Raw genomic sequence first — 12,930 nt, 5'->3', positions numbered from 1 at the left:
CACAGGTATTTACGCTGTACTCAGTGTAGGAGGGGCAAAGCGGCGCGTATTGTATGAGATTGCGCTTTAGCGCCGGGTGACCTGCTTCTGATAGCGCACGGGGGTAATGCCGTAGCGACGGGTAAACGCGCGGGTTAAATGTGACTGGTCGGTTAATCCGGTTGCGGCGGCGACTTCGGCTGCAGGCATACCGTGCGTGAGGAACGCTTTGGCCCGCCACAGACGGATGGCCATCAACATCTGATGCGGCGTAACGTGAAAGTGGGCTTTGAACTGGCGCAGGAAATGGTACGGGCTCAGCGAGACAACGTTAGCCAGTTCATCCAGCGTCAGGGCGTGCATATAGTTATCGTGCAGATATTCGCGTACCCGTTCGAAGCGGTGTGCGCCTTCGCGGATCAGTGGCGCGTGATGGGCGAGCGGCTGGAAAGTGTCAATGAGATCCAACAAAAGCCCTTTTTGAGCCAGCGGGTCGTCCGTATGCCACAGACCATAGATGAGCCTGCCGATTTGCTGTGAGCGTAGCGGGTCATACCGGGTGGCATCGCTAAACCACCAGTGGCGAAGGCCGGTCACCTCTTCCAGCAGATCGGGGTCGATATAAACCATCCGGTAACGCCAGCCACCTTCGGTGGCGGACTCGCCAGTGTGGATCTCGTCCGGATTCATGGTGACAACGGATTTTTCAGACGCGAGGTGCTGGGTACCGCGATAGCGAAAGCGTTCCGCACCGGTCTCAATGGTGCCGATACCAAAGGCTTCGTGGGTGTGAGGCTCAAAGGCGTATTCAGAAATATGCGCGTGATAAAGTTCAAGGCCCGGCAGTTCCGCCAGATGGCGAAAGCGCGCACTGTCTCTCTCATCAAAAAACTGTTCCGGTACACCTTGCACGTTGAATCTCCTCACGGGTCATCTTTCCATTATCAAAGATGACCCGAGGGGATGCCACAAAAAATAACCAGTTTGTAACAATTACAGGATAGCGCTGACGCTGTCTGCCAGTGAAGTGGTTGGGCGATCGATCAGTTTGCTCAGGGTATGGCTGTCATCGAACAGGCCGCCTTTGGATGCACCCACGTCGGAGTCCGCCAGCATATCCGCCAGCCCGGCCGGAAGGCCAACTCCCTTCAATGCGGCGGCAAAGTCCGCTTCACTCAGGTTCTGATACGTCACGTTCTTGCCGCTTTGCTTGCTGAGTTCTGCAGCCAGATCACTCAGTGTCCAGCTATTGTCACCCGCCAGTTCGTAAATCTTGCCAGCATGACCTTCTTCAGCGATGACTTTTGCTGCCGCAGCAGCGTAATCCGCACGTGTGGCAGAGGCAATTTTGCCGTCACCCGCAGCGCCAATAAACACGCCATGCTCCAGAGCAGGCGGTGCGCTCGCCAGATAGTTTTCGGTATACCAGCCGTTGCGCAGCAGGGCATAAGGAATGCCGGACGCCGCCAGCGCTTTTTCAGTGTCAACGTGTTCAACGTGCAGGCCGAGCGGCGATTTATCCGCATGCAGCAGGCTGGTGTAGGCGATAAATTTCACGCCCGCCGCTTTAGCGGCGTTAATGACGTTCTGATGCTGCGCGGCGCGTTGACCCACTTCGCTGGATGAGATCAGCAGGAGTTTATCCACGCCGTTCAGCGCCGTGGTAAACGCTGCCTGGTCAGTATAATCTGCCTGACGCACAACAATACCTTGCTGGCTGAGTGCCCCGGCTTTTGCCGGATTACGCACAATGGCCACAATCTGACTGGCCGGAACAGTTTTAAGCAGGTGTTCAATAACGAGTTGGCCAAGCTGGCCGGTAGCACCGGTAATTGCGATCATGAGAGAACTCCTTCGTGTTTGTCTTGTGTTGTGGCACACTATCACTGGCACTAACTTTTAGTAAGTACGTACAAAAAGGTAAGTATGAAAATGACGTCAACACTCAGTGAACTGTTACGAGACGGAAACCTGTTTGCCATACAGTGCCCATCGCGCGAGGTGTTAAAGCATGTTACAAGCCGTTGGGGCGTGCTGATCCTGGTGGCGTTACGTGATGGCACGCATCGCTTTAGCGATCTGCGCCGCAAGATGGGCGGCGTGAGCGAGAAAATGCTGGCGCAGTCGCTTCAGGCACTGGAGCAGGACGGGTTTGTTGATCGCGTTTCGTATCCGGTTGTGCCGCCGCACGTAGAGTATAGTCTGACGTCGTTAGGTATTGAGGTCAGCGAGAAAGTCGCCGCGCTGGCGGACTGGATTGAGGTGAATACGCCGAAGGTGATGGCGAACCGGGACGATCGCGCGGCCTGATGCCTTCACCCTGTCCCCCTCCCAGTGGGAGAGGGAACAACGTGTGTTGCCGTTTTGTTTTTACCTGCTCAAATCCACCTGATAAATCGCGAACCCGATATCGTCCGTCGCCACCTTCTTCATCGGGTACTGCGCCTTATCCTTAATGAACGTTGCCGCCTTATCGGACGGTGATGTTTCAAAGCGGATGTCCAGCTTCGTATCGCTGTGAATCGGTGCCAGGCGCCAGTTGTTATCCACCGCAGGGTGAATTTCACCAGTTTTTTTCGATTCTGCGCTGATCCATGCGGCCAGTACTGAGCGGTTTTCATCCGGTGAGGCAAAGGCGATATGGCTGTCGCCCGTTCCGGCAAACTTACCGCCGTAGGCGCGGTAGTTATTGGTGACCACAAGGAAGGTCGCCTCAGGATCAAGCGGCTTACCATTGAAGGTCAGGTTTTTGATGCGCTCCGCCTGCGGGTTAATGGCCTGACACTCGCCGTCATATTTTGCAGGTTGAGTGACATCAATCTGATAATTCACGCCGTCGATCACGTCGAAGTTATAGGTACGGAATCCGTCCCAGTTAATCAACGATTGCGGTTTACTGCTGTGTGGATCAATTTGATTGAACTGCCCGGCGGAACACTCCAGCCACTCTTTCACCTCTTTGCCTGTTGCTTTAACCACCACCAGGGTGTTCGGGTAGAGATAGAGGTCGGCGGCGTTACGGAAGGTCAGCTGGCCTTTTTCGACTTCAACATAGCTGGCTGGGTCGTTCTTACGCCCACCCACTTTGAACGGTGCGGCGGCAGACAGCACCGGCAATTTTGCCAGATCCGGATCGCCCTGAACAAAGTGCTCAGCATAGGCTTTCTGTGCCATGTTGACGACCTGGACGGTCGGATCGTCCTGAACCAGCGCCAGGAAGCTGTACATATTGTCAGCGGATTTGCCGATCGGCTTACTGACAAACTCGCGCGTGGCGTCGTGATCGTGCTTCAGCATGTTGACCAGTTTCTTATCTTCAGCAGCCAGTGATTTTTTGGTTGTTGCGTCGTAAATCGGACGCGCTTCGGCTTTGGACTGAGTCACTTTCCACTGCCCACTGTCATTATTCAGCACCAGATCGACGACGCCGAGGTGGTCACCCCACATTCCTGGCATAACCGACGGTACGCCATTGAGCGTCCCTTTTTCGATGTCAGCCCCTTTGATGCTGGCGAAATCTTTACCGGGGAAGACCGCGTGAGCATGGCCGAAGAGGATCGCGTCGACGCCCGGTACTTCACTCAGGTAGTAAACCGAGTTCTCCGCCATCGCCTGGTATGGATCGGCTGAAAGACCTGAGTGTGCAACAACGACCACTAAATCGGCCCCTTTCTCGCGCATCTCTGGCACATATTTGCGTGCGGTCTCGGTGATGTCATTAACGGTCACTTTACCGCTGAGGTTCGCCTTATCCCATGTCATGATTTGTGGCGGCACAAAGCCGATATAGCCGATTTTCAGCGTCTGTTTTTTACCGTCCTTGTCGACAACCTCGGTCTCTTTAATCAGGTAAGGGGTAAACAGCGGCTTTTGGGTCTTAACGTCGATGATATTGGCGTTAACGTACGGGAACTTGGCCCCTGCCAGTGCATCATGCAGGTATTTCAACCCGTAGTTAAATTCGTGGTTTCCCAGGTTGCCGACGGTATAGTCCAGCGTGTTCATCGCTTTATAAACAGGATGGATCTCGCCTTTTTTCAGCCCCTTTGTCGCCATGTAATCGCCAAGCGGACTCCCCTGAATGAGATCGCCGTTGTCGACCAGTACGCTGTTTTTCACTTCTTCGCGGGCGGCGTTAATCAAACTGGCCGTGCGGACCAGTCCGAATTTTTCCGTAGGGGTATCTTTGTAGTAATCGAAGTCCATCATGTTGCTGTGCAGATCGGTCGTTTCCAGAATACGCAGATCTACTATCGCTGCCTGCACGCTCGCTGCAATCAGCGTCGCCAGGAGCGTTGCGCTAAACTTAATCATCAGAGGAGTCCTTTTTTCGATCCAGGCCACAAAAGAGTATGTATCTATAGCTTGTTGCTTACAGAAATGTGAATCCTGACAGAAAAATGCGTACTGAAACCGGAATTACTTCACAGATAGCGGAATTGTTCACATTACGATATAACTAAAACAAAGAGTTAACCTCACTGCGTTAACAAAGAGGTGGAGAATGTTAGATAAAATTTGTCAGCTCGCACGGGATGCGGGGGACGCCATCATGCAGGTGTATGACGGTGTAAAACCCATGGAGGTCGTCAGTAAAGCGGACGACTCTCCGGTCACGGCAGCGGATATCGCGGCGCATAAGGTGATCCTGCAAGGTTTGCAGGCCTTAACGCCGGAGATCCCTGTATTGTCAGAAGAGGCACCGCAGAGCTGGGACGAACGTCAGCACTGGCAGCGTTACTGGCTTGTCGATCCGCTGGACGGTACTAAAGAGTTCATCAAGCGCAACGGTGAATTCACCGTTAACATCGCGCTGATTGAGAAGGGTAAAGCGGTGCTCGGCGTGGTCTATGCGCCGGTGATGAAAGTAATGTACAGCGCCGCAGAAGGTAAGGCCTGGAAGGAAGAGTGCGGTGTGCGAAAGCAGATTCAGGTACGCGATGCCCGCCCGCCGCTGGTGGTAATTAGTCGCTCTCACAGCGACAGCGAACTGCAAGAGTATCTGCAGCAGTTGGGTGAACACCAGACCACCTCAATTGGCTCATCACTGAAATTCTGCCTGGTGGCGGAGGGGCATGCGCAGCTGTACCCTCGCTTTGGACCAACCAACGTCTGGGATACCGCCGCCGGACATGCCGTTGCTGCGGCCGCCGGGGCACATGTCCATGACTGGCAGGGTAAGCCGCTGGACTACACCCCGCGCGAATCCTTCCTTAACCCCGGCTTCCGCGTCTCGATTTATTGAGCCAGCAACTTGTGCAGCAGGGCAACAACCTGCTGCACCTCTTCCTGGGTTAACGCCCCGTCTTTCACCCACTGTACCCGACCATCTTTATTCAGCACGATAATCGCGGAGCTCTCTTCTTCCAGCTGCCAGGCCTGACGCGTCACGCCGTTACTGTCGACGATAAACTGCGACCACGGGTAGAGCTTTTTATTGCTCTCAAGGCTTGAACGGACAAACATACCGGAGCCAGGAATAGCGTCATCGGTGTTCACAATTGTGGTGGTCTGATAGCGGTCGTGAGGGAATTTTGCGGCCTTGATCGCTTCCACCAGGTTGGCATTTTTCTCTTTTGCGGATGTACGACCGGCAATATGTTGTACAACTCTCACTTTGCCTGCGAGCTGCGCGCTATTCCAGGGTTTGTAGCTAAACTTATCATTGTCGAGAATCAATTCTCCCCGGTCAGCAATGCCGACTGGCGGTACACGTTGTCCTTTTTCAATGTTGTGAGCGCAAGCCCACATAGGCAGCAGCAGGCAAGCTGCTGCAAGGATATTACGTAGGGTCATGGCGTTTCCTTATTGTTTGCAGGTGATCCGACCACTTGGTCTTACGCTTTTAATCATAAGTGCGATCAATGTGGTTTTCCCGCAATTGCGGTGCCAGTTTGCGGGTTAACGCACATATCCATGAAAAAACGACGGCTTATACTGCCCTTGGTCACGCTTTGCAAAGATTATTCTGAATAATTGTAATCAAACGGTAAATAAACTTATGCATACTGGGTATCAAGGTTGTTCTGGTCTATAGTCAATAGGCATTAAATTTGCGCTCAGGACAGTCGGGCCGATTGTGGCGCCGCAAGAGCGTATGATTCGCAGGAGATACAAGAATGAAAATTTTCCAACGCTACAACCCGCTTCAGGTGGCGAAGTACGTGAAGATCCTGTTCCGTGGACGGTTGTATATCAAGGATGTTGGCGCTTTTGAGTTTGATAAGGGCAAGATCCTTGTCCCAAAAGTGAAGGATAAGCAGCACTTGTCTGTGATGTCCGAAGTCAACCGTCAGGTTTTGCGTCTGCAAACTGAGATGGCTTAACCAGCGTGCTATGCAGTAGTTAAAAAAACGGCTCCCGATGGGAGCCGTTGATGTTTGTGGGGGCAGGAATTTTACGCTGACACCTTCTCTTCCACATCCGGTAGCTTCGGTACCAGTACGGTCGGTTTGTTGTCGATACGCGTCACCAGCAACTGGTCGATGCGGTAGTTATCAATATCCACCACCTCAAACTTGTAGCCAGAGAACTTCACGGAGTCGGTACGTTTCGGTATTTTGCGCAGCATAAACATCATAAAGCCACCGATGGTCTCGTAATTACCGGACTGCGGGAACTCGTCGATATCCAGCACGCGCATGACGTCGTCAATCGGTGTTGCACCGTCGATAAGCCATGAATTCTCGTCACGCGCCACAATTTGCTCTTCCAGACCCTGGCCAACCAGGTCGCCCATCAGGGTGGTCATCACGTCGTTCAGGGTGATGATGCCCACGACCAGCGCGTATTCGTTCATGATAACGGCGAAGTCTTCACCCGCGGTTTTGAAACTTTCCAGCGCTTCTGAGAGTGTAAGTGTATCCGGCACAATCAGGGTATTGCGGATCTGCACGCCGCTGTTGAGCGCCAGACTCTGGTTCGCCAGCACGCGGTTCAGCAGGTCTTTGGAGTCGACATAACCGATGATGTGGTCGATATCTTCATTACAGACGAGGAACTTGGAGTGAGGATGCTCCGCCACTTTGTTCTTCAGACTCTGCTCATCTTCATGTAAATCGAACCAGATAATGCTTTCACGGCCCGTCATGGAAGACGGAACAGTACGGGATTCCAGTTCGAATACGTTCTCGATCAGCTCGTGTTCCTGCTTACGCAGCACCCCGGCCAGCGCTCCCGCTTCCACAACGGCATAGATATCGTCGGAGGTGATGTCGTCTTTGCGCACCATTGGCAGCTTAAAGATACGGAAAATCACGTTCGCCAGACCGTTGAAGAACCATACCAGCGGGCGGAAAACAAACAGGCAGAAGCGCATCGGGTTGATGATACGCAAAGCCACAGCTTCTGGCGCAATCATACCGATGCGTTTCGGGGTCAGATCAGCGAAGAGGATGAATAGGCCTGTCACCAGCGAGAAGGAGAGAATAAAGCTCAACTGCTCGGCGAGTTCGGCGGACATGTACTGAATAAAGAGGCTATAAAACGCCGGCGAGAATGCCGCATCACCCACGATACCACCCAGAATCGCGACCGCGTTCAGGCCAATCTGCACCACGGTGAAAAACGTACCGGGGTTTTCCTGCATCTTCAGAATGCGTGAGGCGTTGATGTTGCCTTCATCGGCAAGCAGTTTGAGTTTGATTTTACGGGACGCAGCCAGCGAGATCTCAGATATTGAGAAAAATGCACTGACAGCAATAAGACAAAGTATTACTAAAATACTGTTTAACATAGTTTATCCGGCTTCTCGCCAGATCCTCGGAAGGGAAGTTGATACCATTTGTGTGAAAACACGTAGAACGTCAGCTCGTAGCGTTGAGCTGATTATTTCAGCGGGTAGTATAGCGTAAAGGAGTGTAAACCTGCCAGCGGTCACGTTTTGGCGTTTGGGCCCCGCTTAGTGTTGTGTTTGGGAGTTGATAGTAATAATTCTCATTTGAAGAGGGTTTTCATGCAATCTTTACCGGGTCTTTATCCAATCTTTGTACAGCGAAATGTCCGTTTCTTAGACAGAACAGCTGCTGTGCCTGATGGAAAAACAGAGAAACCATTTTCTTTTAATAACCAGGTTGTTTGCATACAAGGAAATTCAGGAACAAATGACGCCATATCTGAGATCATTTGAAGAGGAAGGCGGGGGTTAAGTATAAATACATTGTTAAATCAGGTCTGTCCTATAAAGACACTGTAGGACTACGATTACAGATCAAACGTGTGGTTTCAGGGCTGAATGACTGGGTTGCAGATCTGGATTATTACTGGCAACAGGAACGAGGCAGTATATGTGAGCCAGCGTATATGGTACTTGACCGTTCTCAGTGAATACTAAGTCAAAAAGGGGTCGCTAAAGCGGTCTTTTTTATGATAATCAGTGTAGAGAAACAATCATTTGTTCTCAAAGTTATGTGGTTATAAACTGCACAGACCATTACCATAGGGAGGTGGTTATGAGTTTTAGTTTACCGGGTTTTAACCTGTTCTACCTGTCAAGGGATAACCTTGAACCAGAAAAGTATGAACTGATAGCACGTCCTTCTGTCACATGGGATTACATCAGACAGGAGTATGAGTTTGATGACAGATACCGTGATCATTATCACGTTGAAGGACTAAGGCCTCGCCCGTCATATTCACGTAGTTATGCGTATCAGAATAATCATTCCAATGGATTCAATACTGAAAGACGTATGAGGTATCTTGTCTTCAGAGGTGAAGTCGTGATGTTAAATCATTATGCTTCTCCTGGAGAGCTGTTCTATATCGATGAAGAAGGCCAGCTTATCTGTAAGAATTACCATGCATTTGAAATGAATGGTGCTGAACAGATCCTGAGAGAGTACAGGAGTTCTGTAGGATGCAGGTACTACGATACAGGAAAGCCCCGCCCAACTTCGTTTGCATTATCTTCCTTCGGTGGCACATCGACTCCGGTTTCTGAACCGACATACCAGACGATTAACAGCAAGGCCGCAGGGCGTTTACTGGCTGCTGGCGGTGTTTACAATGGTAACGTTGAGGGCTTCAGGAAAACAGCAGAGCAGTTAGGTGGAGACGCTGTAAAGGGATATGATCAAGTACTGAATGAACAAACAGCAGGTACAGCTATTGCGGCGGCATCAATTCTATTAGCGAAACGACCTAACCCACAATTATATGATGAAATGACAAGCTATCTGGGGAAACTCAGAGGTGAATCCAGATTTGTTAATGGAATTACAGTTACCGATATTAATTATACTAAAAGAAATCCAGCAGAAGCAGCATTATTAAGAAAAGAATTCGATAGCACAGTAAGAAAGAAATTTGTTAAAGAAATTGCTGCTACTCCTGATGCAGTTAATATATTTTCACCATCACAGTTACTTAGGATGAATAGTGGGAAGTCTCCAGATGGATGGGATGTTCACCACAAACTTCCATTAGATGATGGTGGTACTAATTCTTTTAATAACTTAGTGTTAATCGAAAAGGAACCATTTCATAAGATTTTTACAAACATGCAGAGATCAGCAGCTAAAAATTTAGTACCAGGGGAAAGTAGAGTAACACCGTGGGCAATACCTACTGGTTCAATTTACCCACTTAAATAACTTTATGGAATCAAGAAAATGAAAATAGAAAACATTCTTGCAGAACTGAAAAGTGAAATGATTAAGTGGGAGTATCCAGTTCAAGACCCAATTGGGAAATCATTTCTTAACAGTATTTTGAACAGAAAACCTGATTCAACTACAACACCAATGTTAGAAAATTTAGCAGATGAACTTTGTGTTTTATTTTCCAACCAACCCGACTACATCACATTCTTAGAGTATATGGACGGATTTGAATATGACGGTCTTACTCTATTCAGTTTGTCTATCCCTGAACCATTAGTTAAAAATCTATTTGTAATGAATGATTTCTATAGAGATAATGATGATTTTATAGATCCTGACCTTGCAGAAAGATTAGTCATTGGTGAAAATAGCATATCATTATTCACCTATGATACTAAATTCAATCTGTTTGAGATTAGGGATAATGTCTCTACGGAAAGTGTATTTGGAACATTTGATAACTTCAGCGATTTCTTAAAAGAAATACTTGAAACAGTCAAGTAAGTACTTTCCTTGTAAATCCATATGTAAGCGGCTTTATGCATGCCGCTTTGCCTCTTCTGAATAAATCGGTGCATAGGTATGATATGAGTAATCAGGTCATAGAAAAAATCAAAGAAGAATGTTTATGACCTGCTCCCCGTGGGTTAAACCTCAAGGCACAATCTATCCAAAGTGAGCATAATATGATGGAGACAGATATTGACATGATGGTAAATGAACTTTCTAAGCTAATGGTAGACTGTGGGTACAGGGTCAACCCACCAGTCAATACTAATTTCTTGGAATCAATGATGAAAGTTAATTCTTCAAAAACTGATTTACCAGTTGTTCTTGAGGATATAAATAATGACATTGTGTCTTTTTTGAAAAAACAACCAGACTATTATTACTTTCTGAGAAAGATGGATGGCTTTGAGTTTGACGGGGTAATACTTTATAGTTTCTCTCTTCAACTTGAAGAGGATGATATACCCATTAATAATATTTTTCTGTATAACGACAACTTTAGAAATAACGACATATATGTTAGCCCTGACTTATCTGGATGCGTTGTTATTGGTCAGGATGGTATTTCTTTTTTCACATATGATCTCGTGAAAAATGTATTTCAGATTAGAGGTAATGTTGGTGCGGAAAAGGTATTTGGAACATTTTATAACTTCAGCGATTTATTAAAGGAAATACTTGAAACAGTCAAGTAAGTACTCTTTCTGTAAATTGACACTGTAAGCACACCCGTTTTAGTTCCACGCACTTTTTGAGGTTCCCGGTTTTTCGGCCATCAGCTGGTACTCCTCCGGTGTCAGGTTATTCAGGGATTCATGAGGCCGCTCGCTGTTGTATTCCATCAGCCAGCGGCCTGTGATTTCCCGCGCTTCATTCAGCGTTCTGAACAGGTAAAAATCCAGGATTTCTGTCCGGTACGTCCGGTTAAACCGTTCGATAAAGGCATTCTGCGTTGGTTTTCCCGGTTTGATAAATTCCAGCATCACTCCATGCTCTTCAGCCCACTGTGCCAGCGTCAGTGAGACCAGTTCTGGTCCGTTGTCCATCCGCAGTTTCAGTGGATAACCCCGGTTTGCCGCGATTCTGTCCAGCACCCTGACCACCCGCTGTGCCGGGATATTCAGATCGATTTCTATTGCGAGGGCCTCGCGGTTAAAGTCATCAACCACATTAAAGGTCCGGAAGCGTCTGCCGCAGACCAGCGCATCATGCATAAAATCGATGGACCAGCTCTGGTTAAGCGCTTCCGGCGTAGCCAGTGGCGCCGGGTTACGCGCGGGTAACCGCTGTTTTCCCCTGCGACGAAAATTCAGTTTCAGCAGGCAGTAAATCCGGTGAACGCGTTTATGGTTCCAGGTGTTGCCCTGCCTGCGCAGCAGCTGGAATAGCTTCTTAAAGCCGTATCGCGGGTAGCGCTCTGCCAGCTCAGTCAGCACCTGGATCACCGGTTCATCGCGCCGGGTATCGGGCTGGTAAAAATAGACCGTCCTGCTCAGCGATAACATCCTACAGGCCTGGCGAATGCTCATGGTAAATTGCGCAGTTAGGTAACCGACGAGCTCACGCTTTATCGCTGGTTTTAAAGCTTTTTTTCGATGACGTCTTTAAGTGCCCGGCATTCAAGGCTGAGATCAGCAAACATCTGTTTGAGGCGACGGTTTTCATCCTCCAGGTCTTTCATCTTTTTGATATCAGAGGCTTCCATACCGCCAAACTTCGCTTTCCAGTTGTAATAGCTGGCTTCAGAGATACCGGCTTCACGGCAGACATCCTTAACGGTACGTCCGGCGTCGACGGACTTCAGAACGGCAATGATCTGGTGTTCGGTGAATCGGGCTTTACGCATGGTGATCTCCTCACAGGACATAATCAGTATGTCGGAAGATCTCTAAAAAGGAGTGTAAACCTGCCAGCGGTCACGTTTTGGCAGAAAAAGTGATGATTTTCAAACCCGGCGAAATCCATTTCTGCCAGATTTAAGCGACTATTCTGCCTGCGGTGGGAGGCAGACGCCAATGCCCCCAATACCACAATAGCCGTACGGATTTTTATGCAGATACTGCTGGTGATCGTCCTCGGCATAGTAGAACGGTTTTGCAGTGGTAATTTCCGTCGTCACCTCGCGCGTATCGCCAGCGTCACGCATGGCTTGCTGGAAACGCTCAAGGCTGGCGCGCGCGGCGGCATCCTGCTCAGGTGTGAGCGGATAAATGGCCGAGCGATATTGTGTGCCGTGGTCGTTACCCTGACGCATGCCCTGCGCCGGGTCGTGGTTTTCCCAGAACACGTGGAGAAGTTGCTCGTAGCTAATCACCGCAGGGTCATACACCACACGAACGGCTTCCGCATGGCCGGTTTCGCCAGAGCACACTTCTCGGTAGGTTGGATTTGGCGTGTAACCGCCAGTATAACCGGCTGCCGTGCTGTAAACGCCAGGCAGTTGCCAGAACAGACGTTCAACACCCCAGAAGCAACCCATCGCGAACAGGGCGATTTCCATTCCATCAGGAACGTTGGTCATTGAGTGGTTGTTTACGGCGTGTAAGGTTGCCACAGGCATAGGGGTGTTGCGTCCCGGTAATGCATCTGCTTGTGAAACCAGATGCTTTTTGTCGAATAAACTCACGATGGGGCCTCCCGGGGTGCGATGTTTCAGTTAAGGTTGTCACGAAGCGTTTAATTGAACACAATAAATGCGCTGAATGAGTCTAGATTTAATCATAAGAAATATTTGGGTGTTGCACCCATTTTCAACCCGCTATTCGGGTTTTTGGCCAACAGGCCGTATTTTGCCGCGGAGCGGCACTTCATTTGCTTCCAGGGTGGAAACAGGGATATT

At 49.4% G+C, this 12,930-nt stretch carries 13 protein-coding genes and 1 pseudogene; 7 read left to right on the top strand and 7 right to left on the bottom strand.

Translation table 11 applies throughout. The annotated features are described in order from the left end of the window. Window positions 1–66 precede the first annotated feature (66 nt). Together HED65_RS18120 and HED65_RS18115 are read right to left on the bottom strand one after the other, a co-directional pair. On the bottom strand, window positions 67–891 hold the full coding sequence (locus tag HED65_RS18120; RefSeq protein ID WP_114979626.1) for an AraC family transcriptional regulator: 825 nt from the start codon (window positions 889–891) through the stop codon (window positions 67–69). 81 nt (window positions 892–972) lie between these two features. Beyond that, a complete protein-coding gene (locus HED65_RS18115) occupies window positions 973–1,821 on the bottom strand; it encodes an SDR family oxidoreductase (RefSeq protein ID WP_114979625.1) in 849 nt (282 codons plus the stop codon). Window positions 1,822–1,905: 84 nt separating this feature from the next. On the opposite strand from HED65_RS18115, the gene HED65_RS18110 reads away from it, so the two are divergent. Continuing rightward, on the top strand, window positions 1,906–2,289 hold the full coding sequence (locus tag HED65_RS18110; RefSeq protein ID WP_411266784.1) for a winged helix-turn-helix transcriptional regulator: 384 nt from the start codon (window positions 1,906–1,908) through the stop codon (window positions 2,287–2,289). A 60-nt stretch (window positions 2,290–2,349) separates the two neighbouring features. On the opposite strand, the gene cpdB is transcribed toward HED65_RS18110, so the two are convergent. Continuing rightward, window positions 2,350–4,293: a 2',3'-cyclic-nucleotide 2'-phosphodiesterase gene (gene cpdB, locus HED65_RS18105; RefSeq protein ID WP_114979624.1), complete on the bottom strand. Its 1,944-nt coding sequence runs from the start codon at window positions 4,291–4,293 to the stop codon at window positions 2,350–2,352. A gap of 190 nt (window positions 4,294–4,483) precedes the next feature. On the opposite strand from cpdB, the gene cysQ reads away from it, so the two are divergent. After that, entirely contained in the window at window positions 4,484–5,224 is a 741-nt protein-coding gene (gene cysQ / locus HED65_RS18100) for a 3'(2'),5'-bisphosphate nucleotidase CysQ (RefSeq protein WP_114979623.1), read from the top strand. Here the strand turns inward: cysQ and HED65_RS18095 are convergent. Further along, complete coding sequence (locus HED65_RS18095) at window positions 5,218–5,775, bottom strand: YtfJ family protein (protein WP_114979622.1); 558 nt, start codon at window positions 5,773–5,775, stop codon at window positions 5,218–5,220. The two genes, cysQ and HED65_RS18095, sit on opposite strands and share 7 nt — an antisense overlap. Window positions 5,776–6,098: 323 nt before the next feature. On the opposite strand from HED65_RS18095, the gene HED65_RS18090 reads away from it, so the two are divergent. Beyond that, window positions 6,099–6,305 (top strand): DUF1107 domain-containing protein, encoded by a 207-nt coding sequence (locus HED65_RS18090; RefSeq protein WP_028016471.1) that lies wholly within the window; start codon window positions 6,099–6,101, stop codon window positions 6,303–6,305. Window positions 6,306–6,376: 71 nt separating this feature from the next. Here HED65_RS18090 and paeA read toward each other — a convergent pair whose 3' ends face one another. Continuing rightward, on the bottom strand, window positions 6,377–7,714 hold the full coding sequence (gene paeA / locus HED65_RS18085) for a polyamine export protein PaeA (RefSeq protein ID WP_114979621.1): 1,338 nt from the start codon (window positions 7,712–7,714) through the stop codon (window positions 6,377–6,379). A 246-nt stretch (window positions 7,715–7,960) separates the two neighbouring features. Here paeA and HED65_RS22940 point away from each other — a divergent pair. The 4 genes and pseudogenes from HED65_RS22940 to HED65_RS18070 all read left to right on the top strand — a co-directional run bounded on the left by HED65_RS22940 (window position 7,961) and on the right by HED65_RS18070 (window position 10,786). Further along, window positions 7,961–8,304 (top strand): annotated as a pseudogene (locus HED65_RS22940) (hypothetical protein). A gap of 125 nt (window positions 8,305–8,429) precedes the next feature. Beyond that, window positions 8,430–9,572 carry an HNH endonuclease signature motif containing protein gene (locus tag HED65_RS18080; protein WP_147279806.1) on the top strand — a complete coding sequence of 381 codons (1,143 nt, stop codon included), beginning with the start codon at window positions 8,430–8,432 and terminating at the stop codon, window positions 9,570–9,572. Window positions 9,573–9,590: 18 nt separating this feature from the next. After that, window positions 9,591–10,085 (top strand): YrhA family protein, encoded by a 495-nt coding sequence (locus HED65_RS18075; RefSeq protein WP_114979619.1) that lies wholly within the window; start codon window positions 9,591–9,593, stop codon window positions 10,083–10,085. A gap of 182 nt (window positions 10,086–10,267) precedes the next feature. Next, window positions 10,268–10,786, top strand: coding sequence for a YrhA family protein (locus HED65_RS18070; RefSeq protein WP_114979618.1), 519 nt, complete (start codon window positions 10,268–10,270; stop codon window positions 10,784–10,786). Between the two features lie 39 nt (window positions 10,787–10,825). Here HED65_RS18070 and HED65_RS18065 read toward each other — a convergent pair. Together HED65_RS18065 and msrA are read right to left on the bottom strand one after the other, a co-directional pair. Continuing rightward, a protein-coding gene (locus HED65_RS18065) for an IS3 family transposase (RefSeq protein ID WP_114979617.1) occupies window positions 10,826–11,937 on the bottom strand; the annotation gives its coding sequence in 2 pieces (ribosomal slippage) (window positions 10,826–11,676 and window positions 11,676–11,937; 1,113 coding nt in all). A gap of 138 nt (window positions 11,938–12,075) precedes the next feature. Further along, window positions 12,076–12,717: a peptide-methionine (S)-S-oxide reductase MsrA gene (msrA, locus tag HED65_RS18060; protein ID WP_114979616.1), complete on the bottom strand. Its 642-nt coding sequence runs from the start codon at window positions 12,715–12,717 to the stop codon at window positions 12,076–12,078. Window positions 12,718–12,930 lie beyond the last annotated feature (213 nt).

The organism is Pantoea sp. LS15 (assembly GCF_012241585.1).
Classification (GTDB): Bacteria; Pseudomonadota; Gammaproteobacteria; order Enterobacterales; family Enterobacteriaceae; genus Enterobacter.
Note: the sequence above shows the minus strand (reverse complement) of the source record. Positions and strands in the feature narration are given on the sequence as shown.

Bases quoted from the DNA above. Each gene is read 5' to 3' on its own strand.
- HED65_RS18115 (WP_114979625.1), bottom strand. From the start codon at position 1,821: ATGATCGCAATTACCGGTGCTACCGGCCAGCTTGGCCAACTCGTTATT.
- HED65_RS18110 (WP_411266784.1), top strand. From the start codon at position 1,906: ATGAAAATGACGTCAACACTCAGTGAACTGTTACGAGACGGAAACCTG.
- cpdB (WP_114979624.1), bottom strand. From the start codon at position 4,293: ATGATTAAGTTTAGCGCAACGCTCCTGGCGACGCTGATTGCAGCGAGC.
- cysQ (WP_114979623.1), top strand. From the start codon at position 4,484: ATGTTAGATAAAATTTGTCAGCTCGCACGGGATGCGGGGGACGCCATC.
- HED65_RS18095 (WP_114979622.1), bottom strand. From the start codon at position 5,775: ATGACCCTACGTAATATCCTTGCAGCAGCTTGCCTGCTGCTGCCTATG.
- HED65_RS18090 (WP_028016471.1), top strand. From the start codon at position 6,099: ATGAAAATTTTCCAACGCTACAACCCGCTTCAGGTGGCGAAGTACGTG.
- paeA (WP_114979621.1), bottom strand. From the start codon at position 7,714: ATGTTAAACAGTATTTTAGTAATACTTTGTCTTATTGCTGTCAGTGCA.
- HED65_RS18080 (WP_147279806.1), top strand. From the start codon at position 8,430: ATGAGTTTTAGTTTACCGGGTTTTAACCTGTTCTACCTGTCAAGGGAT.
- HED65_RS18075 (WP_114979619.1), top strand. From the start codon at position 9,591: ATGAAAATAGAAAACATTCTTGCAGAACTGAAAAGTGAAATGATTAAG.
- HED65_RS18070 (WP_114979618.1), top strand. From the start codon at position 10,268: ATGATGGAGACAGATATTGACATGATGGTAAATGAACTTTCTAAGCTA.